The sequence below is a fragment of the Kouleothrix sp. genome (genome assembly GCF_046328425.1).
Classification (GTDB): Bacteria; Chloroflexota; Chloroflexia; order Chloroflexales; family Roseiflexaceae; genus Kouleothrix.
Genome location: NZ_JAXLWP010000003.1, coordinates 342,091 through 364,896, shown reverse-complemented (window position 1 = coordinate 364,896; position 22,806 = coordinate 342,091). Strand labels below are relative to the sequence as shown.

18 protein-coding genes and 1 tRNA gene are annotated in these 22,806 nt (G+C 63.3%); 5 read left to right on the top strand and 14 right to left on the bottom strand.

The features are described from left to right. The first annotated feature begins 33 nt into the window (after nucleotides 1-33). Nucleotides 34-108: transfer RNA gene (locus U0177_RS01490), tRNA-Thr, on the top strand. A 93-nt stretch (nucleotides 109-201) separates the two neighbouring features. Here U0177_RS01490 and U0177_RS01485 read toward each other — a convergent pair. The 4 genes from U0177_RS01485 to U0177_RS01470 form a co-directional block, all read right to left on the bottom strand. Then, nucleotides 202-753, bottom strand: coding sequence for a tyrosine-type recombinase/integrase (locus U0177_RS01485; RefSeq protein WP_409568808.1), 552 nt, complete (start codon nucleotides 751-753; stop codon nucleotides 202-204). A gap of 67 nt (nucleotides 754-820) precedes the next feature. Beyond that, nucleotides 821-2,371 carry a helicase HerA domain-containing protein gene (locus U0177_RS01480; RefSeq protein WP_409568807.1) on the bottom strand — a complete coding sequence of 517 codons (1,551 nt, stop codon included), beginning with the start codon at nucleotides 2,369-2,371 and terminating at the stop codon, nucleotides 821-823. Further along, complete coding sequence (locus U0177_RS01475; protein WP_409568806.1) at nucleotides 2,368-2,556, bottom strand: hypothetical protein; 189 nt, start codon at nucleotides 2,554-2,556, stop codon at nucleotides 2,368-2,370. The genes U0177_RS01480 and U0177_RS01475 overlap by 4 nt, the downstream gene beginning before the upstream one ends. A 95-nt stretch (nucleotides 2,557-2,651) precedes the next feature. Further along, nucleotides 2,652-2,870 (bottom strand): helix-turn-helix domain-containing protein, encoded by a 219-nt coding sequence (locus U0177_RS01470; protein WP_409569073.1) that lies wholly within the window; start codon nucleotides 2,868-2,870, stop codon nucleotides 2,652-2,654. Between the two features lie 195 nt (nucleotides 2,871-3,065). Between U0177_RS01470 and U0177_RS01465 the strand changes: the two genes are divergently transcribed. After that, on the top strand, nucleotides 3,066-3,458 hold the full coding sequence (locus tag U0177_RS01465) for a hypothetical protein (RefSeq protein ID WP_409568805.1): 393 nt from the start codon (nucleotides 3,066-3,068) through the stop codon (nucleotides 3,456-3,458). Between the two features lie 180 nt (nucleotides 3,459-3,638). Here the strand turns inward: U0177_RS01465 and U0177_RS01460 are convergent, their stop codons facing one another. From U0177_RS01460 to U0177_RS01425, 8 genes are all read right to left on the bottom strand, one after another. Next, nucleotides 3,639-5,195 carry an N-6 DNA methylase gene (locus tag U0177_RS01460; protein ID WP_409568804.1) on the bottom strand — a complete coding sequence of 519 codons (1,557 nt, stop codon included), beginning with the start codon at nucleotides 5,193-5,195 and terminating at the stop codon, nucleotides 3,639-3,641. A 15-nt stretch (nucleotides 5,196-5,210) separates the two neighbouring features. After that, nucleotides 5,211-6,131 carry a hypothetical protein gene (locus U0177_RS01455; protein ID WP_409568803.1) on the bottom strand — a complete coding sequence of 307 codons (921 nt, stop codon included), beginning with the start codon at nucleotides 6,129-6,131 and terminating at the stop codon, nucleotides 5,211-5,213. A gap of 216 nt (nucleotides 6,132-6,347) precedes the next feature. Beyond that, the gene (locus tag U0177_RS01450) at nucleotides 6,348-7,583 is read right to left on the bottom strand and encodes a restriction endonuclease subunit S (protein ID WP_409568802.1); all 1,236 of its coding nucleotides are present in this window, start codon (nucleotides 7,581-7,583) and stop codon (nucleotides 6,348-6,350) included. Continuing rightward, nucleotides 7,580-9,952, bottom strand: coding sequence for a DEAD/DEAH box helicase family protein (locus tag U0177_RS01445; RefSeq protein ID WP_409568801.1), 2,373 nt, complete (start codon nucleotides 9,950-9,952; stop codon nucleotides 7,580-7,582). The genes U0177_RS01450 and U0177_RS01445 overlap by 4 nt, the downstream gene beginning before the upstream one ends. Nucleotides 9,953-10,593: 641 nt before the next feature. Then, a complete protein-coding gene (locus U0177_RS01440) occupies nucleotides 10,594-11,217 on the bottom strand; it encodes an NYN domain-containing protein (protein ID WP_409568800.1) in 624 nt (207 codons plus the stop codon). Between the two features lie 192 nt (nucleotides 11,218-11,409). After that, nucleotides 11,410-13,662, bottom strand: coding sequence for a hypothetical protein (locus U0177_RS01435; RefSeq protein WP_409568799.1), 2,253 nt, complete (start codon nucleotides 13,660-13,662; stop codon nucleotides 11,410-11,412). Between the two features lie 262 nt (nucleotides 13,663-13,924). Beyond that, a complete protein-coding gene (locus U0177_RS01430) occupies nucleotides 13,925-14,188 on the bottom strand; it encodes an anti-sigma factor family protein (protein ID WP_409568798.1) in 264 nt (87 codons plus the stop codon). Next, on the bottom strand, nucleotides 14,185-14,799 hold the full coding sequence (locus U0177_RS01425; RefSeq protein ID WP_409568797.1) for an RNA polymerase sigma factor: 615 nt from the start codon (nucleotides 14,797-14,799) through the stop codon (nucleotides 14,185-14,187). The genes U0177_RS01430 and U0177_RS01425 overlap by 4 nt, the downstream gene beginning before the upstream one ends. A gap of 350 nt (nucleotides 14,800-15,149) precedes the next feature. Between U0177_RS01425 and U0177_RS01420 the strand changes: the two genes are divergently transcribed. The 3 genes from U0177_RS01420 to U0177_RS01410 all read left to right on the top strand — a co-directional run bounded on the left by U0177_RS01420 (nucleotide 15,150) and on the right by U0177_RS01410 (nucleotide 21,149). Continuing rightward, nucleotides 15,150-17,993, top strand: coding sequence for a family 78 glycoside hydrolase catalytic domain (locus U0177_RS01420; protein WP_409568796.1), 2,844 nt, complete (start codon nucleotides 15,150-15,152; stop codon nucleotides 17,991-17,993). Nucleotides 17,994-18,162: 169 nt separating this feature from the next. Continuing rightward, complete coding sequence (locus tag U0177_RS01415; RefSeq protein ID WP_409568795.1) at nucleotides 18,163-20,355, top strand: bifunctional rhamnulose-1-phosphate aldolase/short-chain dehydrogenase; 2,193 nt, start codon at nucleotides 18,163-18,165, stop codon at nucleotides 20,353-20,355. Nucleotides 20,356-20,654: 299 nt separating this feature from the next. After that, on the top strand, nucleotides 20,655-21,149 hold the full coding sequence (locus tag U0177_RS01410; protein ID WP_409568794.1) for a CoA-binding protein: 495 nt from the start codon (nucleotides 20,655-20,657) through the stop codon (nucleotides 21,147-21,149). A gap of 9 nt (nucleotides 21,150-21,158) precedes the next feature. Here U0177_RS01410 and U0177_RS01405 read toward each other — a convergent pair whose 3' ends face one another. Both U0177_RS01405 and recF read right to left on the bottom strand, forming a co-directional pair. Then, nucleotides 21,159-21,464 carry a YhbY family RNA-binding protein gene (locus tag U0177_RS01405; protein WP_409568793.1) on the bottom strand — a complete coding sequence of 102 codons (306 nt, stop codon included), beginning with the start codon at nucleotides 21,462-21,464 and terminating at the stop codon, nucleotides 21,159-21,161. A gap of 93 nt (nucleotides 21,465-21,557) precedes the next feature. After that, nucleotides 21,558-22,757 (bottom strand): DNA replication/repair protein RecF, encoded by a 1,200-nt coding sequence (gene recF / locus U0177_RS01400; protein WP_409568792.1) that lies wholly within the window; start codon nucleotides 22,755-22,757, stop codon nucleotides 21,558-21,560. Nucleotides 22,758-22,806: the final 49 nt, after the last annotated feature.

Here is a 22,806-nt window from a genome sequence, read left to right as displayed (position 1 = left end):
CAGCACTGCTATGCTATAATGGCTTGCGTGCGCGCCGGTGTAGCTCAGTGGTAGAGCAGCTGTTTCGTAAACAGCAGGTCGTCGGTTCGACCCCGACCACCGGCTCCAGGCATTAGAGAGCGGTAAATCCGCTCTCTTTTTTTTGCCCAAAATGCCGCCATCAGGGGGCGTTGTGGGTAGAAGTGTACGTAGATCATCAATTTACCCTACTTCTGCTTCAACTGAGTGGGCTGTTTCTGCTGGGTGAAGCATCGCCCGCTCAAGGGCTTCGACTGCGTTGCGCATCGCTAAAATGCTGACATGGACATAGCGATCCGTTACATTACTGTTGGAGTGGCCGGCGATCGCCTTCAAGATCATGTCGCTGGCGCCAGTATCCCCTAGCCATGACAGGCACGTGTGCCGTAGGTGGTGAAAGTGCAGCGTGCTAGTAAAGATCGGTATCTCGTGCATGTTCTTGCCCCGGCCCTTGGTTCGTTTCTTTCCGGTATCCTTCAAACGAATCTTGGCCCGTACACATTGAATAGTTGCTGAGGTTTCGTCACCTCGCACGAAGAATTCAGCCTTTCCTTCCGAGAAGGTTATCAAGGCTGACCAATCAGATGCTTCTGAGCTGATGAAGGGTTGCTTGTATTGCGGCGCTGGTGTATTTTCGCCATCATATTCGTTGTTGAGTCTGTGTGGAACAAACGGAAGAACCATGGCAAGGGCGCCGGCCACGTAATGCCAGGGAAGACTATAGGAACGTTTCATAATCCCTCACCTCTTCAGGCACCCGACCCAATGCCGGGTGCCTTCGATTGGCGTAGCAGCACGCCTTTTATGCCGTGCCACGTAGCCCCTGCCGTAGCAGCGCCTGCACGTCAGATAGTGCTACCTGGTAGCGCTTGCCCTCGTTTGAGCGCACGCCGCGCAGCTCGAGTACGATCGCTGAAAGATCCATGCCCTCGCGGAACATCTGCACGACGCGCAGCGCTTCAGCGCTTGTTGGCGCGGAATATGCCTGATTGTCGGTGGCATCTGTTTGGCCGACCGTAGGCATATCCTGGGCTAATTTTTGGCCTAGATTTGGCAGTAGGGTAAGCCTGGGCGATGCCAAGAGACTACCTACGCGCTCGACGTCGGCAGCGGTAGTATTGGGTATGGCCACCTCTACAAGCTCGCCCGTGGTGCGGTATAACAGCGCGTGGCCGGTCGGGAGCATTAACGTCTCGGGCAACTCATCGCCGAGCTGCAGCAAGTGGTTGGCCTGCCGACGCTTCATGCGATGGACGTAGCATGATGCTAGGCTGTCACGCAGGGCTGAACCCCCGGTGCGCTCGGCAGTCCACACCTGGCCACTCACCAGAGCAAACACCAGCACCTTGCGGCCCTCCTGGGCAATGCGCTCAATCAGCTTCGCCAGCGGCTCAGCCAGGCTACCACGCATCAAGCTGGTGAACTCATCGGCAGCCAAGATGAGCGGCCAGCGGTCGCTGCTCTTGTTGCTCAACCGACGATCGAGCGTGTCGGCGACAAGCTGCACGCTGGCTAGCATTGTGCGCCCATTAGTGGCTGGCTCACACAGAAACGTGCTTGAGAGCGGCGCCAGCGTGCCTGCAAGGCTATCGTCGCCCGCTTCGGCGTGCGGATCGAGCAAGACCCAGCGTGCGCCGTGTAAGGCGCTCTGTGCAGCTAGAAACCGTACGGTGGTAGTTTTGCCGCTACCACTTACCCCCGCGATGGCCGCCGAGTACAAGTCCTTCCACGTTCCCGCCAGCTCTTGTCCGCTCTCGGCGTCGAAGCCCAGCAGCAAAGGGTTGTCGCGCCCGACGCGGCCGGCATCGAGCAGCTGCGCGAATGTCGGCACGGTAGCGACGGCTGCTGCGCCAAGCTGTGGCGTATCAAAGGCGCCGGTCTTGGGTGTGGCGATCGTCAGGTGCGGCGCATAGCTGGCTGGCAACTGCCCTGGCTGATGCACTGCCTTGGCAACTTGGGCTTGCCCGGTCAACTCAAGCGCTCGCAGCATTGCGTCGATCAGCTCCTGGTTGCCCTGCTCAAGCATCCAGCGTGCGACATGTGGGTTATTCGGGTCGTAGCGCACCAAGGGCGTGCGCCGCTGCCGGTAGCCGTCATACACGATGTAGAAGATGCCGCCGCCACCAACTAGCAAGAGAATCACCAGACCATATTGCGTGGCGATCTTGCCGGGCAGCGTGGCCTGCTGCTCGATCTGGTATTGCTGCAAGTCGAACTGCTGACGCTGTTCTTCAATCAGTTGTAGCGCGCGGGCGTGGTTGTTGTCTTGCTCCCATCGGTCGCGCAGCGGCGCGCCGAGCATTAGCGCTAGCATCAGGCCAGCTAGGGAAAGAGGAATCGCGAGTATTTTCATAGAAGCACCACCTGCACACGAACAGCCAGCAGCCGGCCATTTAGCATGCGCACGGCGCGCCATTGGCGCGCGATTGGTTTGGGTGCAATCAATGTGAGGGGCGAGAGGCGCAGTGCCGGCACAATGCTAAAGCGCAGCAGCAGTACCAGCCAAAAGGGGAGTGCTAGAAGAGTCGAGAAGTTCATAGATTGCCCTTTCTAGCGCGGCATCGTACAATAGCCGCGCCCTGAAGCTACAATCGGGGCCATGGCCGGGGCGTGTTACCAGCACGCGCCCGGCCTTACTGTGCATCTGGTATGTATTCCAATCGCAACAGCTCGCCGACTTCACAGGGCAACCACTCGCAGAGCCTACCAATGTCGTCTAATTCCACACGGCGTGCAGTGTCATTCATCATGGCTTGCACCGTGGAAATGGGTACACCAGCCTCCTGTACGATCGTACGCAAGCTCAACTTTCGCCGCTCACGGTGTTCTTTCGCTGCAACAAGCAGCCGCATTTGACTTCGCACAATTTTCATGCCTCCGATTATACAACCGATGCCGAATTGAGTGTATTGTAATCTCTGTATCCTATTTTGTCAATACAGAATTGACAAAATGGGATATAAGATGTATTATACGGTTGCAGAGACAAAAAAGCGCGCTCAGTGGTGATGACACTGAGCGCGCACTACCAAAGGGAGGTAACCCCAATGGCAAACCTTATTCTACCACTGCCCACTGCAATCGCCGAGGCCAGCGCCGAGCTGACACGCGCAGCAGTGATGGCTGGCGACACCAAGCGCCAGATCGCGCTGAATAAGGCCAGCTATGATCTGCTGGTCTTGCTGCCTGTGATCGTCATCGTGCCGGGCGGCTTCTTGGTTCCCTCGACCAGCCGCGCGGGCCTGGTGCATCGGGTTGATACTGTCAATGGGTGCGACTGCGAGGCGGGCAGGGGCGGGCGGCTGTGCCGGCACAAAACTGCGCTCGAGATTATTGAAGTGGCGCAGACTCGGACAATGCCGGCCCTGAGCAGCACCGACCGCGCCGAAAAGTTGCGCGCGGCTGAGCAGGCTACCCGCGAGCTGTGCGAGTGCTTCTAGCTGAAGCCATTATGGGGGCGCAGAAGCGCCCCCATAGGAATACCCCTTTGCGCTCGCCAGCGGAGTAGGGGCCGGTTCGTGCTTCTCTTAGAAATGCCCAAACGGTTCTGCGCAGCGTGCCTTGCTTGCAATCTTGGTCATATAGCTCTCTTGGGCGGCGGCCGAGCACGTGAAGAATTATCATTGCCGCAACAGCGCCAGCGCCTCCTCGACCTCGCGGCCCTTGGCGTCGATGATCGCCAGCAGCTCGGCCGGCGTACGCCGATCGGCCTCGTCGGGGGCGTTGGGGTTGACGGCCTTGAGATCGTAGTTTTTGGCGATGATCGCCTTGCGATCGACGCTCCAGCTGCGCGGGCTGTCGGCGCGGGTCTTCAGCAGCTCGAAGAACTCGGCGAAGCGCTCCTGGGTGAACGGGGTCTTCTTGCCGACTTTGATATCGCTCAGGTCGTAGTACCAGATCCGCTCGGTGCGCTGGCCTTTGGTGAAAAACAGCAGGTTGGTCTTGACGCCGGCGCCGGCCGCGCTGAACACGCCGCCCGGCAGGCTGACGATGCACCACAGGTCGCAGTCGTCGAGCAGCTTGCGCTTGGTCTGCACGAACGCGGTCTCGTTGGTGCGGAATAGCACGCCCTCGTCGAGCACGATCCCGCAGCGCCCGCCCGGCTTGAGGCTGCTGATCACGTGCTGCAGGAACAGCACCTGGGTCGCGCCGGTCTTGTAGGCGAAGTGGGTCTGGGCCTCTTTGCCCTCCTTGCCGCCGAAGGGCGGGTTGGTCAGGATGACGTCGTAGAGCGCGGGGGCCGACTGGAACAGGCCGCCGTAGGTCTCGCCGCCGGTGAGCGTGTTGCCGTGCCAGAGGTTCGGCTGGTTGATGCCGTGCAGCACCAGGTTGGCCAGCGCGATCGGGTAGATCAGGTTTTCTTTCTCGCGGCCGTAGAAGGTGCGGTGGCTGAGCGTGTCGAGTTGCTCGGCGGTGATATCGTCGCCGAGTGCCGCGCGCATGTACTCGTACGACTGCGCCAGGAAGCCGCCGGTGCCCGATGCTGGGTCGTAGACCGTCTCGCCGATCCGCGGGGCGACCACGCGAACCATCGCGCGGATGACCTCGCGCGGGGTGAAGAACTGGCCGCCGTCGTTACCCTTCTCGCCCATCTTGAGCAGCAGGCCCTCGTAGACCTGCGAGAGCGCGAAGATGTGGGTATCGTCGATGCTGCCGAGGCTGACCTGGTGAACCTTGTCGAGCACGTCGAGGGTGTTCTTCTCGGTGTCAATCCGCACGTGCTCGACGCCTGAAAGGATCTCGCTGATCACCTTCTGGCGCGGGCTGGCGCTGGGCTGCTCCTTCAGGCCGCGCAGGTGCGGCAGCAGATCGCCGTTGACGAATGCCAGGAAGCCGCCCATTGCGCCCATCTGCAGCTCGATGCGCTTGTAGCCACCAGGCGCGGCCCAGTCGCGCCAGCGGTAGGGCGCCTCGATCGAGGGCCGGAACGGGATGCCGACCGCCTCGGCCTCGGCGGCCTCGGCGGCCTCGCGCTCGTCGAGGATGCGCAGGAACAGGATCCAGGTCAGCTCGGGCACATACTGCAGCGCGCCGGCGACGTTTGAGCGGCGCAGGATATCGCAGGTGGCCTTGATGTAGCTGTCGAGGCTCTGCTGGGTGGCGAATTTGCGGCCGTTGCCGTTGGCCTTAGGCGCGGCGCCGCTGGCCGCGGCGTCAACTTTTCTGAGGCGGGGCATGTGAATCTTTCTGTTTCAATCCGAGCTGAGTAAATCCCTAAGAAATTGCTGATCATCATTGGGTGGCCCAGTGGGCGGCTGTTGTTCGACAAGTGGTGCGGCAGCAGGTGCCTGTGAAGCGTAAACATTAGCGGTCGCCGCAGTTTCCTGCTCAAGTTTGAGCTGACGCTTAAGCTGCTCGCTCCAGGCACGCAGGCGCTGATTCTCGACACGAGATTCTTTAATATCATCGGCTAGACATTGGATGATACGGGTTTGCTCGGTGACGTCATTGGCGAGTTCGCGAATGATTTCATCGCGTGCGTCGAGCTTTTCTAGCATTACGACAACAGTCTTGGCGAGATCATCGTTGCGGCGCATCTCCTGATCGAGAGCGCGCGCCAGACGCCCAGTGTCGCGATCATTATCTTCGGGCTTGAAGACTTTGTCTTTGGCCCAATCAATCACCCAGTTTTTCAGCGCCTCACCGCCGGTTTCTACTAACCAACTCGCGACGGTATCGAGGGCGAGCTTACCTGCCAGAGCTGGCAAAACGACAGCGCCAATCGCGCCACCGGCGAGCAGGGCGACGGTGCTGATCGCAGCGGCTTTGAGCAGATCGGGTGTGATGCGCCGAGCGATGTCGCGAATGCCGTTTTGCGCTGGCACAGTCATTTCCGATAGCTGCGGCTCTTCTAGTTGGGATGTTTTAGATGAAAGACTAGTGCCTGCAATTTGACGCGCTCGTTGCTTGCTTACTTCCTCTTTAGAGACAGCCTTGGGTACTGAGCCGTGCGTAGAACTCACCGCCTCGCGTTCTTCAGGCACAAACTTTGCCTCAGATATGCGATCGATAGATGGTCTATTTGTTAGACTATCGGTTTTATCTCGAGTGTTTTGTTTTGAATGGCCTTTCAGCCAATTTATATGGCCGTTAACGCGACGCTTGTAGGTCATTCTTCACCTCACACTTCTTGTGAAGCCATATTCTAGTACAAAGATCAAAATATCTTCAATAAGTCAAGTTTTGATGTATCTCTGGAATATCTGACCTGAAGATTGCCAATCTTAGCTGACGACCAACGGATCTTTCGGGAACTGCGTCACATCGGCACATCCTGACCATGATATTCTCTAGCTGAATCGATGTTTACTTTAGAACCAGCTTCATCCTCACAGCTGCCCGCTGAACGCCCGGCGCAGCAGCGCGGCCGGCAGCGCCTCGATCGCGGCGAGCTGGGCCGCGATGGCAGTGCGGGCTTCAGCAGCGGCAGCCATCCAACCAGTTACAGTTGCAGCGATTCGCTGTTGTTCCATCAGCGAGGGTAGATTTATTTCGACTGTCACCACTTCCTCTGTTCGGATACGTGGTAGTTGTCCCGGCGTTGTATTGATAGGGGCGCGGTCAAGGTAAACAGGACTCCTCATGAACCAAGCAACGAACTCGGTGTTCGCAATTTCAGGCTTCACGCTGTAAACGTATTGGTCGACGGAGCAAAGTCCATCAAACTCAGCAAGCCATAATTTGTTGAGGTAGGGGCGGAGATAGCCATAAACTATATCGCCTTTGTAGAAGCGTGGTTTTCGCCCTGTTAGTTCCGCCATTTCTATTTCGATACCACCTATTCGCCGGCCAGTTTGTGACTCAACATGTTCGAGGCCAACGAAAGTAGCTATCCCTTGCGGATTGTCATATGGATGTACCACATCTTTTCGTAACTGCAATAGGTTTCCTAGCTTCGTTTTCGGCCACCTCCGCGCCGCCTCGCTCTCGAAGACGGCGCGGAGATACGCGGCTGGCAGCGCCTGCGCGGCGGCCAGACGCTCAGCGGCGGCGGCGCGGGCGCGCTCGACTGCGGCGAGCTGCTCGGCCAGGATCGCCGCTATCCGGCGCTGCTCGGGGAGTGGAGGGAGGGGGATTTCAATATTTTCAAGATTCGAGCGACTAATACGCGCTCTAGTTGCACCTGATGCTAGCGCCGCAACTGTAATAAACCAATCTGGTGAGTTAAGGAAGAAACTTAGAAACTCGGGATTCGCAATATTAGCTCTAGGACGCCACACACTTACATCAACAGCAGTGATACAAGGGTAGCCAAGGTCAGGTAAAATGCAAGCTCTTCCTATTGGATCTGGCATGCGTGAGATTAGTATATCTCTGGGCTGCAGAAAGGTACAGTTAAGCTCTCTAGCCCTTTCTTCAGTGATATATCGTGAAGATTTTCCAACGAACTTGCCAGAACCAACGTCTCCCACTTGCAGCAAGCGGACGCCAGAAGGCGAGTAATCTGTGTTCAGAATCCAGTCGCCGTCTGTTACAGGGCCTATTTCCCTAATCTTTATCCAGCGCCAGCCCTTTGGTAGCGCACGTGGAAGATCCTGGGTCGCAAACATATCGAGCGTGGTCATGCCGCAAACAGCCTTTCCTTGGTCTCGTGCAAGATCTGATTCGGCTTCCCAAGAAGCTCCAGCGCAGGCAGTCCCCCGGCGCGCTTAACCTCGGGCGTCTGGAAGATCCGCGGGTTCTCCAGCTCGGCGGTGCCGTTGCGCGCAAACTGAGATGCCAGCGCGCGCAGCGTCAGCGCGGCCGGCTTGGGCATCGCCGCCAGCCAGCCCTCGTGCTTGTAGCTGAACGCCCCGGCGCGCTCGGCGCGCGTGCGTGGGGCCATGCCGTAGGCCAGGTCGGCCAGCACATCGTACAGGTCGTAGTCGTCCATCTGGTCGAGCAGCCGTACCACCTGGGCCGAGCGCCCGCCGTCGGGCAGCGCCGCCAGCAGCGTCTCGCGGTCGGGCGCCTCGATCCAGCGCGCGCGGAAGTCCTCCAGCGTCGGCGCCTCGGCCACCAGCCGGGCGGCCAGGCGCTGCTTGTACTCCTCTACCGTCACCTTGGTCGATTTGCCGTCGACCAGCGTGATGATATAGCGCCCGGCCTCAGTCACCCCGACCTCCAGCCCGGCCACCTGCACCGGCGGCTCGGGCGGCTCGTCGGCGTCGTAGCCCTCGGGGCGCTCGGATGTCTTGCGCGGGCCGCGCAGCTTGGTCAGAAACGTCTCGCCAAACAGGCGCGTGGCGTCGGTGTAGTCGTAGACTCGGAACATCAGCTTGCCGCTGGCCACGTCCAGCCGGGTGCCGCGGCCAATCATCTGGTAGAAGCTGATCGGCGAGTTGACGTAGCGGAAGAACACAATATTGCGCACCGCCGGCACGTCCACGCCAGTGGTCAGCAGATCGACGGTGGTGGCGACAAAGTAGTCGCTGGAGCTGCCGCGCAGGTCGGCCAGGTAGTCGCCGCCCGAGCTGGCGGCGGTGCACTTGAAGGCGTAGTGCTCGGCGCGCTCCACGCCCTGCTCGGCGCACCACTCAGTGTACAGGTTGTTCAGCACCCGCGCCACGTCGTCGGCGTGGCGGTCGCGTACGCAAAAGATGATCGTCTTCTGCTGCGGCCCACCGGTGTCGAGCAGCAGCTCGAACAGGTCGCGGCACATCGCGTAGACCCGGTCGGGCAGCAGGATGCGATCCTCATAGCTAGTCTTCTCGTACAGCTCGCGCAGCTGGTCGCGGGTGGCCGGCGCGCCGGTGTTTGGGTTGACCGGATTGAGCGCCAAAATCTCATCGACCGTGAAGGCGCGCTGGTCAATATCGACCCGGCCCTGGCGGATCTCGCAGGCCGCCAGGTAGCCATCCTCAATGCCCTGGCCGATATCGTACTCGTAGACCGGCTCGCCGAAGTGCTTGACGTTGTCGGCAGTGATCTGTGCGTCGGCGGCGGCCTCGGCCGAGCGCGCGCTTAGCTCCAGCTCGCGCGGCGTGGCGGTCAGGCCGATCTGGACGGCGCTGGGATTGCGGGTGAATACCTGCGACCACTTGCCCCAGGCCGAGCGGTGGCACTCGTCGATCACAATATGGCTGAAGTAGTTTTCGGGATAGTTATTGGTCAGGAAATTGGCGGTCGCGCCCTCGTCGGCCACGTCGAGCGTCTGGTAGGTGGCGATCAGGATGCGGGCGTTCTTCTGCGGCTCGCGCGCCGAGACCACCGCTGCGTCGGCGCCGAACAAGTTCTGGAACGCGCCGGAAGCCTGCAGGCGCAGCTCGTCGCGGTCGCACACAAACAGCGCCCGGCGCAGCTGGCCGGCGTCGGCGATGCGCTTGAGCAGATTGACGGCGATAAACGTCTTGCCGGCGCCAGTGGCCAGCGCCAGCAGCGCGCGCGGCGGCTGGCCGGCCAGCTCGCAGCGGGCGATCTTCTCCAGGGCGGCGCGGATAGCGGCATCCTGATAGTAGCGGCGGGTCGCCTCGCCGCCGGCGTAGCGTGCCAGCAGCGGCGCGGCGGCCGGGTCGTCGAGCCGGAAGCCAACATGCAGCTCGTAGCGGGCGCGTAGCTCGGCCGGGGTCGGGAACTCAGCCAGCGGGCGCGGGGCGCTCGTCTTGCCGGTGAAGCGGTCGTACTCGACGAACAGGTGGCCGTTGGTGGAGAACACGAACGGCACGTGCACGCGGCGGGCGTCGGCGTAGGCCTTGCCCTGCTCGAGGCCGTGGGCCGGGGGCAGATCCTCGGCCTTGGCCTCGATCAGCGCAACTGCTACTGGCTGAGTGTCGGGCTTGGCCTTCACGCGCAGCGTGTAGTCGACGCGGCCACGCGCCCGGCGGCGGGCCTTGCCGCCGATGATCTCGATCGGGCCGGCAGTCTCCTCGCGCTTGATCAGATCCTCCGTCCAGCCGCAGGCATGGATGGCCGGATCGATGAGCTTGGCGCGGGTGTCAGACTCGTTCAAGCCCATTGGCGCACCTCCCATCGCAGGTGCAAGCTGGTGGCCAATGGGCGTGCATCACGAAAAATCAGCGGGCGAGCGAAGCAAGCTGCATCAGGCATAGACGTTCTCGGCGATGGGTTGCGCAGCTGAGCACACCTTGCCAGGAGGCGGGGGCGATGCTAGAATCGGCGCAACGATACTTCGTACAGAAAGCCCGCCTTATGCTTGGCCGCTAGGGGCGGGTTTTCTGTTGGACGAAACCAAGAGTGATACCATCAGCCACAGAGATAGTGGAGTAAGATAGGCGCGGCGAGCAGGGACGCACAGCAGGATGTGGCGATGTCAGAGCGTGTTGTGGTTCACGGCTTCTGGTAAGAGTATATCATGCCTGTTGCACGTGTGGGCAATCATCATTAGCACACCATAAAGCAACAGGTCGGCTCGTGGCAGGGCCTAGCCTGGCTTGCTTGGTGCGCCGCTTGGCCAGGCGAGCAAAGGACGCGCGGAAGTTCTGCGGCGATGCTTACGGGCGGCGCTGGTGCTGCCAGCGCAAGCAGCGCAGGGCCGAGGTGCTATCGCAGGTTAACCTTTCTGTAGGATTGTCTTTCGTATATACAACGCCCTCGGCTCATCACCGAGGGCATTGTGTCACGACAAAATATTTGCAATTACCAACTGGTCGGCTTGTGGAATTGTCCAACAGCGTCACTCATAATCGGAGGAAATTGACTTGCTCGAAGAACGCCTTCACGAATAGGCTTTACAAAGGAAACGTGACGTAGCAGAGCCTTACTTGGACGTGCATAGGGGCTGAGCAGCCCAACATCGAGCCCTAACTCCTGTCGCACAATGCGAATAGGCTCACATAAATCCGAGTCATTTGTAATCAGCGCTGCAGCCTCATAACGCCCTTTATAGCCATCATTTAAGAGATGGGTCGCTATATTGACATCAGAGCCTTTTTCTTCTGTTTTGTACACATGAGCATATGAAGCGGCACCAGGTGCGGGGTTAACAACTGGCATCCAAACCTCATTTGTAAGGAAGTGTCCATAAATAATGGTCAAGTTGGGAAGTGTACTAAGTGCTCGAAGAAAGGTAGCTTGTCGCTGTGGCTGGCTTTGGTCATTGGGTCGAGCTGTAATACGTGCCGTAAAATACTTTATATCTTGGATAGTATGTTTTGGTAGCATTAACTGACACATTTGAGCTATGTTTAGCCATTTATATGGCGTTGATTTCACGGCTCCATAATATAGATTGAAGCCATCAACATAGATGTTTACTCTCACAGACACTCCTAGAATGCAGAAGCGGCAGTCCTAGGACTGCCGCTTCGCGCCCTGCCCTCGAAAGGAACAGGGGGGATTTCATGCACTATGGTAACATCACGTCAACGACTTGTCAATGGATGTTTGATTATAGTGTAATGAGAAATACATCACGAAATACAGCGGTAATCGGGCTGCTGAAGCTGTGCCGCTTCATAGCGCCACCTGCTGCGCAGCCTGCCGGGCGCGCAGGCGTGCGATAAGCGAATCCGCGAGTGATGCCTCAGGCTCTGCTCCAGGTTTAGGCTCCGGCATATTCACTACAATCGGGCCGCGCCGGGTCATCTTGATGTGCTTCCGCGCCTCTGCGTATGCCTGCTTGTCAACCTGTGCCCAAAGCTCGTGGGTTGTCAGTTCTATCTCAGGCTGCCGTCGCGCTTCTTCTGCGGCGTAGATACCGGCCAGATGTCGGATATAGCCTGCGTAGCGCAAGGTTGGAGTCTTTGGCGCTCGAGTTTTGTAGGTCTTGCCGTTATACTCGAACTCAAGCACCTGCGGTAGCTCAATGCCGGTTTTCAGCGTGCGTTCAATCGCGGCTACCTGTGCCGCAAGCGCCCGCGATCGACGCTGCAAGGCTGCAAGCCCCATCTTGGATGCCTTGCGGGCCTCGCGTGCGTCGGACTTAGCATAGCGGCGTCGTGTGCGCTCTTCGGCCACCAGCCGCACCAGCCGAGCCGGATAGATGGCGAGTGATGGGTAATTTGCCGCAAGGTAGCGCCGGATGCGTGAGAGCGTCACCTGCTTGCAGCCATCGAGCGCGTCGAATGCTTCAGCAATCGCTTCCGCCGGCGTCAGCGCCTGCTCGGTCGGTTGGAAGTCGGAAACTGCCTCGCGCGTAGGGGGAGGTACATACACCCCCTGATCTCCTGTACTCTCATGGGGCAAGAGTGGCGCTATAGGCGCTTCGGCCGTTGCAATGCGCAAAATTGGCGCTTCGATCGGCTGATCTGGTGCTGATTTAATTTCCTTCTCGCGCTCGGGCTGCTTTGGTTTCCCAAAGCGATCGAGCAGGATGATTGAAAGCTGCCGGCCCTTGCCGCTGGCTGCAAAGTTAATTTCCTCCCGCTCTGCCAGATCGTGCAGATAGTTGCGCACCATCCTGGCCGACTTGCCCAGTTCGGCTGCGATCGCCGTTGCGCTCGGTGTAATTACGCCGTAGTCATTGGTAGGCAAGCTCAGGAGGATAGTGCGCAGCCGATCGAGCTGTGCAGCGCGGCTCTGTTCGGCCGTGTAAGGCCGCCCTCGTGGCCGAGGCTCAGCCGGCGCAGCCTTAATGCCAATGGTAGGCGTCGGGCAGTAGTCCTTACCTTTGGCGGTGTAGTGCGTGTGCAGGTAGGTGACAATCTCGCGGTCGATTGCTGCGCGATATTGCTCATCTGTCAAATCAGCGCCAATATGCGGTTTCAACGCCAGCGCTACCGCGCGAATCTCGGCCAGTGGCGGCGGGCAGTGCAGCTGCAGCAAGTTCGACACGAGGGCGGCGCGCTGCGCACTCGGCGTGGTGTCAGCCTGGCCAGTCTTGCGGTAGGTGATCACCGGCTCGTGCTTGATAAGCAGCATTTTGATCTGCGGGCGATGCTCGCACATCCAGCGCCATCGGCCGCTCGTAATGAGCGCGAGACCGTCAGGCAGGCCGCGCCAATCGCCTGGCGCTGCCCCGCTATGGCGGGGCGCGTGTGTACTCCCCCCAAGGCTCTCGGGCTGAGGGTAAGCCGCCCGGATTGCCTCAAGGGTTTCTACCTGCTCGGGCATAAACCGCATCAAACGTACGCGGTAGCCCTCGCACCCGGCCTGCCCTTTGGTGTTGATAGTGTTTGGCCATCGGCCGAGCTGCACATAGTCAACGCCGCTTGCATCGCCGCCATAGTGCGCAGCTAGGCGCCGCGCCGTGTCGGCGTACTGCACGGCGTTAAGCGACCGATCGAGCACTTTATAGGCGTGGCCGCTAGTCTCGCTGGTCTGAATATAGATGGCAAAGTCGTGGCCGTCCTCGGGCTTCACATCGTCAACGAACACCAGCCGATTAGGGATGGCGAAGCGCTGATCACGGCGGTACTTGCCTTTGTGGTCAGGCTCGTACAGGCAGCGCCCGAAATAGACGTTGCCATATCGATCGCGCATATCCCGCGCATAGTGCAGCGCTGCTGCGATGGTGGTAGGTTGTGTCGGGTCTACAAAGAGGAACTTGCGTTTGTGAGGGAGGCTGGCGCGCTGCTCGTCGCTCATGTCTTTGGTCCACATGAGCATTTCAATATCGTGTGTCGGTGCACCCTCAGCATCGAGGCGCGTGCGGCCAGGGACGATCTCAAGCGCGCCTGGCTTGTCGGAGGTTTCGATCAGCAGCCGTAGCACCCGCTCGGCGTCGGTGATGATGTGGGCTGTAGCAGTAAGGTGGGGATGGCTCATCGCACACCCCCGGCCGGTGGCTGTGGGTAGAAGTGTGGGTAGAACGTTGTTTGGGAGTGATAGCTGGCGATTGATTGGCGATGTGTTGCCTGTGTATCAGGACGCCAAATTATCGCGCCTGGCGACGTGAGATAGCTATCGAAAAAATGGCTAATCCGTTTCGTAAACAGCAGGTCGTCGGTTCGACCCCGACCACCGGCTCCAGCAAAAAGCCCCAGGCAGTTATGCCTGGGGCTTTGGCGTTGGCGTGCTCCCTGTGCGGCTAGGGCGCGCCCAGGCTGAGCCGGCGCAGCAGGCGCTCTTCGACGTCGGCCGGCAGCGCAATGGGCGTCGCGTCGAGCTGGTGATACAGCGTGATCGTCTTGGCCAGCGTGTCGAATACCACGCGGCAGTCGGCGCAGCCGGCCATATGCTCTTCGAGGTCGCGGCACAGCTCGGCAGCCAGTTCGCCGTCGACATACTCGTTCAGCTGCCCGAGCAGCTCTTGGCAGCGCGCGACGTCGTCGTGGGTGTGCGGTTTGCTCATACCTGCTCTCCTTCCGCAAGGTAGCCCGCCAGCAGCTCGCGCAGCCGCAGCCGCGCGCGGTGCAGCCGCACCTTTACGGCGCTCGTGCCCAGGCCGAGCGCGGCCGCCGCGTCTTCGGTGCTGAGCCCCTCGACTTCGCGCAGCACAAACACCGCGCGCAGGCTTGGCGGCAGGGCCGCGAGCGCGCGCTCGAGCTGGGCGTGCAGCTCGTCGTTCAGCGCTACACGCGCCGGGTCGATCGGCCAGGCGTGCAGATTCTGCGGCAGCTCGGACGGCTGGATGCGCTCGTCGAGCCCGTCGAGCGATGTCTGCGCGGCGTGGCGCTGCCGTAGCTGCATCAGCGCCTCGTTGGTGGCGATCCGATACAGCCAGGTGCCTAGGCCGCTGCGGCCCTCGAAGCTGCCGAACTTCGCGCACGCCTTGATAAACGTTAGCTGCAGCACATTCTCGGCCTCGTCGGCGTCGGCTAGAATGCGCAGCGCTTTGGCATAAACCAGCGGCGCGTAGCGCTTGACCAGGCAGGTGCACGCGTCGGGATCGCCCGCGCGCAGCCCGTCGAGCAGCGCTGCTTCGCCGTCGTAAAGGGTGACATCAATGGTTGGCCCAGGCACGCGCCCCTCGCTTTGTCCAGTCGCCGGCATCCAACGGCAGCGCAATCGCGCTCCACGCTGGTATTCTAAACGACTGTGCCCGCGCTGTCGATAGCTGCTGGGCGTGCGCCTGCCTCGTTTGCTCATTCGATGCGCGCGGCGGCATGTGCGTTACACTGCGGCGCGCCATTTGCGCGAGATTTGTCGATATTGACAACTGATCGCGGTTATGTTAGGATTTTCCACATTATTCCACCAAATTTCAACAAATTTCAACAAAATCTAGCTCGGCCGTAGGCCTTGGCACAGGCGGCTTATGCCGTACGATGCGTACTGTCTGGTGCCATGCGCTGGCCGATAAAGGAACGCGCATGCCGGATGAAACCGATCAAGCGGCTCGCGGTCGGGCGGATAGCGTGGCCGTGAGGGCGATTGCGTTCGAGCATCGCCAGGAGGCGCTGGGTATTGGCGTGGCGTGCCCACGGCTCTCGTGGGAAGTGGCGGCGCCGGTCGCCGCCGGCTGGCGCCAGGCCGCCTATGCGCTCGAGGCGCTCGGCCACGATGGCACAGCCCGCGCCGCCACCGGCAAAATCGCGTCGGGCGAGTCGGCGCTGGTTGCCTGGCCGTTCGCGCCGCTTGCCTCGCGCGAGCGCCTCGGCGTGCGGGTGCGCGTGTGGGGCGCCGACGGCAGCGCATCGGATTGGAGCGCGCCGGCGCCGGCCGAGGCCGGGCTGCTCGGCGTAGACGACTGGTCGGCGCGCTTTATTACGCCCGGCTGGGACGAAGACACCAGCGTGTCGCAGCCGTGCCCGCTGCTGCGCCGCGAGTTTGACGTGCGGCCGGGCGTGGCGCAGGCCCGGCTCTATATCACCGCGCTTGGGGTTTTCGAGGCCGAGATCAATGGCGCCGTTGTCGGCGATCACCTGCTCGACCCAGGCTGGACGAGCTACGATCACCGGCTGCGCTACCAGACGTTCGACGTGACCGACATGCTGCGCGCCGGCCGCAACGCGCTTGGCGCGACGCTGGGCGAGGGCTGGTATCGCGGCCGGCTCACCTGGGAGAGCCGCCGCAGCCTGTATGGCAGCCGCCTGGCGCTGCTGGCGCAGCTCGAGATCCGCTACGCCGACGGCACAGCCGAGCGTGTCGTCAGCGACGAAAGCTGGCGCGCCACACGCGGCCCAATCCGCGCCAGCAGCATCTACGACGGCGAAACCTACGACGCGCGCCTGGAGCAGCCTGGCTGGTCGCAGCCGGACTTCGACGACCGCGGCTGGCCGGGGGTGCGCCTGCTCGATCGCGACCTCGCGACCCTGGTGGCGCCGGCAGGCCCGCCGGTGCGGCGGATCGAAGCGCTCGCGCCGGTGGCGATCTTCAGCTCGCCCACGGGCCGCACGCTGCTCGACTTCGGCCAGAACCTGGTGGGCCGGCTGCGTATCAGCGCGAGCGGCCCGGCGGGGCAGACGATCACGCTACGCCACGCCGAGGTGCTGGAGCACGGCGAGCTCGGCACGCGGCCACTGCGCAGCGCCGAGGCGACCGACCGCTATACTCTGCGCGGCGAGGGTGTGGAAACCTGGGAACCGCGCTTTACCTTCCACGGCTTCCGCTACGCCGAAATAGACGGCTGGCCCGGCGAGCTGCGCGCCGAGGATGTGCGCGCGCTGGTGTGCCACTCCGACATAGAGCGCACCGGCTGGTTCGAATGCTCCGACCCGCTGCTCAACCGGCTCCACGAGAACGTCGTGTGGAGCATGCGCGGCAACTTCTTCGATATCCCGACCGACTGCCCGCAGCGCGACGAGCGCCTAGGCTGGACGGGCGATATCCAGGTGTTCGCGCCGTCGGCCACGTTTCTGTACAACTGCGCCGGCTTTCTGCAATCGTGGCTGGCCGACCTGGCGGCCGAGCAGCGTGAGCTGGGCGGCCTGGTGCCGGTTGTGGTGCCCAACGCGCTTGAGCACCCGTTTGCTGCGGCGGCCTGGGGCGACGCGGCCGTGATTGTGCCGTGGGTGCTGTACGAGCGCTTCGGCGATATCGAGATTCTGCGCGCGCAGTTCGCAAGCATGCGCGCCTGGGTCGATACGGTCGAGGCGATCGCGGGCGCGCGACGGCTGTGGGATCGCGGCCCGCAGTTCGGCGACTGGCTCGACCCCAGCGCGCCGCCCGAGCGGCCGGGCGACGCGCGCACCGACGCCGCGCTGGTGGCCACGGCCTACTTCGCGCGCTCGGCCGAGCTGGTGGGCCGCGCCGCCGGCCTGCTGGGCCAGCCCGACGACGCCGCGCGCTACCTGGGCCTTGCCGCCGAGGTGCGGGCAGCCTTCGCCCGCGAGTATGTGACGCCAGCCGGCCGGGTGCTTAACGACGCCGCCACTGCCTACGCGCTGGCGCTGCATTTCGGGCTGCTGCCCGAGCCGGCGCAGCGCCAGCACGCCGCCGAGCGCCTGGTGGCGCTGCTGCGCGCCGGCGGCTACCAGATCAGCACCGGCTTTGTTGGCACGCCGCTGATCTGCGACGCGCTGTGCGATGCCGGCCAGCACCGCGCCGCCTACCGCCTGCTGATGCAGCGCGAGTGCCCGGCCTGGCTGTACCCGGTGACGATGGGCGCGACGACGATCTGGGAGCGCTGGGACAGCCTGCTGCCCGATGGCTCGGTCAACCCCGGCGAGATGACCTCGTTCAACCACTACGCCCTCGGCGCGGTGGCCGACTGGCTTCACCGCACCGTGGGCGGCCTCGCGCCGGCCGCGCCGGGCTACCGGCAGATAGCAATCGCGCCTCGGCCGGGCGGCGGCCTCAGCAGCGCGCGCGCCAGCCACCGCACGCCCTACGGCCTGGCCGAGTGCGCCTGGTCGATCGCCGATGGCCTCATCACCGTCACCGCCGTGATACCGCCGAACACCAGCGCCAGCGTGAGCCTGCCCGGCGCCGACGGCGCGCCGATCGAGGTGGGCGCCGGCACGCACCGCTGGCAGTACCGCTACCACGACCCCGACGCGCGCCCGCCACTGCGGCTCGACAGCCTGGTGGGCGAGTTCATCGACGACGCAGGCGCGTGGGCGATGCTGGCAGACGCGCTCGCCGGGCAGCGTAGCAGCTTTATTCGCTCGGCGCTGCCGCGCCAGAGCAACCTGGCGCTGCGCGAGGCACTGGCCAGGCTGCCGAACGCCGGCCAGGTGCTTGCCGCGCTTGAGCAGGCGCTCGCCGCGCGCTGATGCAGGCTCGCGAAAGCGCGGCTCGGCGGGCATGCCGGCACCCTGCCAGCATCGGCTTGTCGTATACTATGCCGATGCGAGTTTCGAAAACATTGGCGTGCTCCGCGTCGCCGGCCGTGCGCCGTGATCGCGCCCGCTCAAAGCTGCTTACCGCCAATAGGAGAACGTTATGGCACTCGATCAATTAGCATTTCAGCATGTGCGCTACGCCTGGGACGACGCCATCGCCGACGCGCTCGACCCCGTCGGCCGCCTGGTCTACCGCTCGAACCTCCTCGGCAGCGACCAGCGCATCACCAACACCGGCGGCGGCAACACATCCTCGAAGATCGTCGAGACCGACCCGCTGAGCGGCCAGCCGGCCGAGGTGCTGTGGGTCAAGGGCTCTGGCGGCGACCTGCGCACCGCCAAGCGCGAAAACTTCTCGTCGCTGTATCTCGACAAGCTGCGCGGCTTGCAGCAGCACTACCACCACGCGCCGGTGCGCGGCCCCAAGACGCCGATCGAAGACGCGATCGTCGACCTGTACCGCCACTGCACCTTCAACCTCAACCCGCGCCCCTCCTCGATCGACACCCCGCTGCATGGCTTCGTGCCGTCTCGCCATGTCGACCATATGCACCCCAACGCGGTGATCGCCATCGCCGCCGCGAAGAACTCCGAGCGGCTCACGCGCGAGATCTATGGCGACGCGGTGATCTGGACGCCCTGGCAGCGCCCCGGCTTCGACCTCGGCCTGATCCTCGAGCGCATCTGCGCCGAGCACCCGCACGCCTCTGGCGTGATCCTCGGCAGCCACGGCCTGATCAACTGGGCCGACGACGACAAAGCCTGCTACGAGCTGACGCTCGACCTGATCGAGCGCGCCGCGCGCTATATCGAGGCCCACGACAAGGGCGAGGCGACGTTTGGCGGCCAGCAGTACCAGCCGCTCGACGAGGCGCCGCGCCGCGCGCTGCTCGCCACGCTTCTGCCCTGGCTGCGCGGCCAGATCAGCCAGAACAAGCGCGTCGTCGGCACCGTGCAGGACGACGCGACCATCCTGCGCTTCGTGAACAGCCACGACGCCGCGCGCCTCGCCGCGCTGGGCACCTCGTGCCCCGACCACTTCCTGCGCACCAAGATCAAGCCGCTGTATGTCGACTGGAACCCGCAGGCCGAGGACGTGGACGCGCTCAAGCAGAAGCTCGCCGCCGGGCTGGCGCAGTATCGCCAAGACTACGCGGCCTACTACCAGGCGCACATGCACGCCGACTCGCCGGCCATGCGCGATCCGAACCCGACGGTGATCCTCATCCCCGGCCTGGGCATGATCGCCTGGGGCAAAGACAAGAGCGAATCGCGCGTGACGGCCGAGTTCTACAACTGCGCCGTGGAGGTGATGCGCGGCGCTGAGGCGATCGACGAGTACACGGCGCTGCCGCTGCAAGAGGCGTTCGACATCGAATACTGGCTGCTCGAAGAGGCCAAGCTGCAGCGCCAGCCGCCCGAGCAGGAGCTGGCGCGCCAGGTGATCGCCGTGGTGGGCGGCGGGAATGGCATTGGCCGCGAGGCGGCGCTGCGGCTGGCGCGCGAGGGCGCGCACATCGTGTGCGTCGACCGCGACACGGCCGGCGCGGAGGCCACGGCTCGCGCGATCATCGAGAAGCACGGGCAGGGCATCGGCGTGGCCGGCAGCGGGATCTCTGGCTGCGGGCCGGCGATCGGGCTGCACGCCGACATCACCGACCGGGGCAGCATCCGCGCGATGCTCGAGCAGGCGGTGCTGGCGTATGGCGGCCTCGACGCAGTGGCGGTGACGGCGGGCGTGTTCGTTGCGCCGGATACGGCCGGGCGCATCCCCGATGAGAAGTGGGCGCAGACGTTCGCGATCAATGTGACCGGGCTGTACCTCGTGGCCGACGAGGCGGCGGCGCTGTGGCGCTCGCAGGGGCTGCCGGCCAGCCTGGTGCTGACAACCTCGGTGAACGCGGTGGTGGCGAAGAAGGGCAGCCTGGCCTACGATACCAGCAAGGCCGCCGCCAACCACCTGGTGCGCGAGCTGGCGGTGGAGCTGGCGCCACTGGTGCGGGTGAACGGCGTGGCCCCGGCGACGGTGGTCGAGGGCAGCACCATGTTCCCGCGCGAGCGCGTGATGAGCTCGCTGGCGAAGTACGGAATCGCGTACAGCGAGGACGAGGCGACCGAGCGATTGCGCGGCAAGCTGGCGCAGTTCTACGCCGACCGCACCTTGCTGAAGCGGCCGATCACCCCGGCCGACCAGGCCGAGGCGATCTTTCTGCTGCTGACGCAGCGACTGCGCCAGACAACCGGGCAGATCCTGACGGTCGACGGCGGGCTGCAAGAGGCGTTTCTCGGCTAATACGCTGTTCGCTTGATCACGTATCGATTGTGTTGCACGACGTGGCTTCGCCACGTCGTGCAACCTATCAAAGTTTGGGGTGGCGAAGCCGCACCTCCACCAAAGTATAAGTAATCAAGCGAATGCTGCGGTTTCGCGCGGCTGTGAAGTTTTCTTTACGCCGAGGAGCGAAGCTGTTCCCGTGCACTGCGCCGGGCCGTGCTATGCTGCGCCCAGTCGGTCTTGGCCGGCCGCGCGTGTCGCTTGCCGAATCTCCGGGGCTCTTTTAGGTGCGCGGCCGGCGAGGGAGGAGCAGTGCTATGGCTACCGAAACAGCCGCGCCGCAGACGCTTGGTGCCAAGATCAGCGACTTTCTGGCGCAGCGGCGGATCGCCGTCGCCGGCATCTCGGCCGCGCGCGCGACGCCCGGCAACATGATCTATCGCAAGCTCAAGGCTGCAGGCTACGAGGTGTTTGGTATAAGCACCAGCGCGCCGGTGTTCGAGGGCGACGCGTGCTACCCGACGGTGCAGGCCATCCCTGGCGGCGTCGACGGCGTGGTGATCGCCACCCGCCCGGCGCTAACCGAAGCGCTGGTGCGCCAGTGCGCGGCGGTCGGCGTCGCGCGGGTGTGGATGCACGAGTCGATGATCCACGGCGGCACCAGCGCCTCGCCCGAGGCGGCGGTATTCTGCTACGAGCACGGCATCACGCTGATCGCCGGCGCCTGCCCGATGATGTACTGCCAGCCGGTCGACTTCGGCCACACCTGCATGCGCTGGATGATGCGCGCCACCGGCAGCCTGCCGAAGTAGCGCCGGCGGCTACTCGCGCGGCAGGTCGATCTTGCGGCGCTCGGCGTCGGGCTGGCGGCGGTAGATGATCGCGATATTGCCGATCACGCCGACCAGCTCGGCGCGCAGATGGCCGGCCAGTTCCTCGGCCAACTCGCGCCTCTCGTCTTTCAGGTCGTTGAACTTGACCTTGATCAGCTCGTGGGTGTCGATCGCGATTCCGGCCGACTCGAACAGGCTGTCGCTCAGGCCGTTTTTGCCGATATGCACGATCGGCTTCAGATCGTGCGCGAGCCTGCGCAGAAACTGGCGCTGGCTTTGCGAGATGCTTGCCACTGAATGTGTTTCCTTTCAATTGTTTTGCGATGCCCTGCCCGGCGAAGCCGCCCCCAAACCCCACTATAACGCATGTGATCAGGCGGTGTGATATTACGAAGGGTACAGCCGCCCGTTGTCGACGCGGATCTTTTTGGCGCGCGCCAGAAATGCCGCGTCGAAATCCTCCATGCCCGTGGCCGTCACCAGCGTCTGTTGGTCGGGGCGCGCGAGCGTGCCAAGCAGGTGGGCGCGGCGCTCGGCGTCCAGCTCCGAGAGCAAGTCGTCGAGCAGCAGCACCGGCGCGTCGCCGGCGCGGGCGTGCATCAGCTCGGCCTCGCCCAGCTTCAGCGCCAGCGTAGCGCTGCGCTGCTGGCCGCGCGAGCCGTAGGTGCCAACGCCAATGTTGCCCATGGCCAGCAGCAGGTCGTCGCGGTGCGGCCCGATCAGCGTTTGCCCACGGCCGATCTCCTCGTCGCGCAGGCGCCCGAGGTGCGCCAGAAAGGCCGCCTCGATCGCGCGCTCGTCGCCAATATCGCCCAGGCCGGCCACGCTGCTCTGGTAGGTGGCGATCAGGGGGGTGTCGCCGGCGGTCACCCTGCGGAAGATTGGCCCGATCAGGCCGTTCAGCTCGTGCACCGCCAGCATGCGCTCGCGCAGCACATACGCGCCGGCGAGCGTCAGCTCGCGATCCCAGAAGGCCAGCTCGTCTTCGGCGCCGCGCTGTGGCCGGCGGCGCTCGCGCCAGGCGCGCAGCAGGCTATTGCGCTGCTGCACCACCTTCTGGTAGTGCGAGAGCGTGCGCACATACCGGCCGTTGAGCTGCGAGAGCGTCACGTCGAGGTAGCGGCGGCGCTCGGCCGGGGCGCCAGTCACGAGCGCCAGGTCGGCCGGGGTGAACAGCACCACCCGCAGGTTGCCCACCAGGTCGAGCGCGCGCACTGCCTTGCGGTCGACGCGCACGGTTTTCAGCGAGGCGCCGCTGGCCGGCGGGCCGGCCACCGTGCTGCTGGCCTCGTCGGCGCGGCGCTGCACGATCACCTCGAGCCGCACCTTGCCGTCGCTGCGCTTCAGCTCGCACAGCAGCCGCGCGAATGGCGGCGTGCCGATGTCGCCCTGCGCATCCCAGCGCACCAGCTCGCGATCGGCCCCGGCGCGCGGCGAGCGGGTGGTGGCCAAGTAGAACAGCGCCTCGAGGATGGTGGTTTTGCCGGCGGCGTTCGGCCCGTAGAACAGCGTCGTTCCCGGCTCGAGGCTCAGCTCAAGCCGGTCGTAGGAGCGGAAATCGCGCAGCGACAGGTGGGTTACATGCATGGCATTTGGCTGCCGGCAGCCGGCAGCGATCGGTCGGCGGGCTGGCGGC

What these genes read in the sequence shown, in the direction of transcription:
- U0177_RS01430 (WP_409568798.1), bottom strand. Translation starts at nt 14,188, where the DNA reads ATGAGCAAACCGCACACCCACGACGACGTCGCGCGCTGCCAAGAGCTG.
- U0177_RS01475 (WP_409568806.1), bottom strand. Translation starts at nt 2,556, where the DNA reads ATGAACTTCTCGACTCTTCTAGCACTCCCCTTTTGGCTGGTACTGCTG.
- U0177_RS01445 (WP_409568801.1), bottom strand. Translation starts at nt 9,952, where the DNA reads ATGGGCTTGAACGAGTCTGACACCCGCGCCAAGCTCATCGATCCGGCC.
- U0177_RS01415 (WP_409568795.1), top strand. Translation starts at nt 18,163, where the DNA reads ATGGCACTCGATCAATTAGCATTTCAGCATGTGCGCTACGCCTGGGAC.
- U0177_RS01435 (WP_409568799.1), bottom strand. Translation starts at nt 13,662, where the DNA reads ATGAGCCATCCCCACCTTACTGCTACAGCCCACATCATCACCGACGCC.
- U0177_RS01460 (WP_409568804.1), bottom strand. Translation starts at nt 5,195, where the DNA reads ATGCCCCGCCTCAGAAAAGTTGACGCCGCGGCCAGCGGCGCCGCGCCT.
- U0177_RS01410 (WP_409568794.1), top strand. Translation starts at nt 20,655, where the DNA reads ATGGCTACCGAAACAGCCGCGCCGCAGACGCTTGGTGCCAAGATCAGC.
- U0177_RS01465 (WP_409568805.1), top strand. Translation starts at nt 3,066, where the DNA reads ATGGCAAACCTTATTCTACCACTGCCCACTGCAATCGCCGAGGCCAGC.
- U0177_RS01455 (WP_409568803.1), bottom strand. Translation starts at nt 6,131, where the DNA reads ATGACCTACAAGCGTCGCGTTAACGGCCATATAAATTGGCTGAAAGGC.
- U0177_RS01450 (WP_409568802.1), bottom strand. Translation starts at nt 7,583, where the DNA reads ATGACCACGCTCGATATGTTTGCGACCCAGGATCTTCCACGTGCGCTA.
- U0177_RS01420 (WP_409568796.1), top strand. Translation starts at nt 15,150, where the DNA reads ATGCCGGATGAAACCGATCAAGCGGCTCGCGGTCGGGCGGATAGCGTG.
- U0177_RS01480 (WP_409568807.1), bottom strand. Translation starts at nt 2,371, where the DNA reads ATGAAAATACTCGCGATTCCTCTTTCCCTAGCTGGCCTGATGCTAGCG.
- recF (WP_409568792.1), bottom strand. Translation starts at nt 22,757, where the DNA reads ATGCATGTAACCCACCTGTCGCTGCGCGATTTCCGCTCCTACGACCGG.
- U0177_RS01485 (WP_409568808.1), bottom strand. Translation starts at nt 753, where the DNA reads ATGAAACGTTCCTATAGTCTTCCCTGGCATTACGTGGCCGGCGCCCTT.
- U0177_RS01470 (WP_409569073.1), bottom strand. Translation starts at nt 2,870, where the DNA reads ATGCGGCTGCTTGTTGCAGCGAAAGAACACCGTGAGCGGCGAAAGTTG.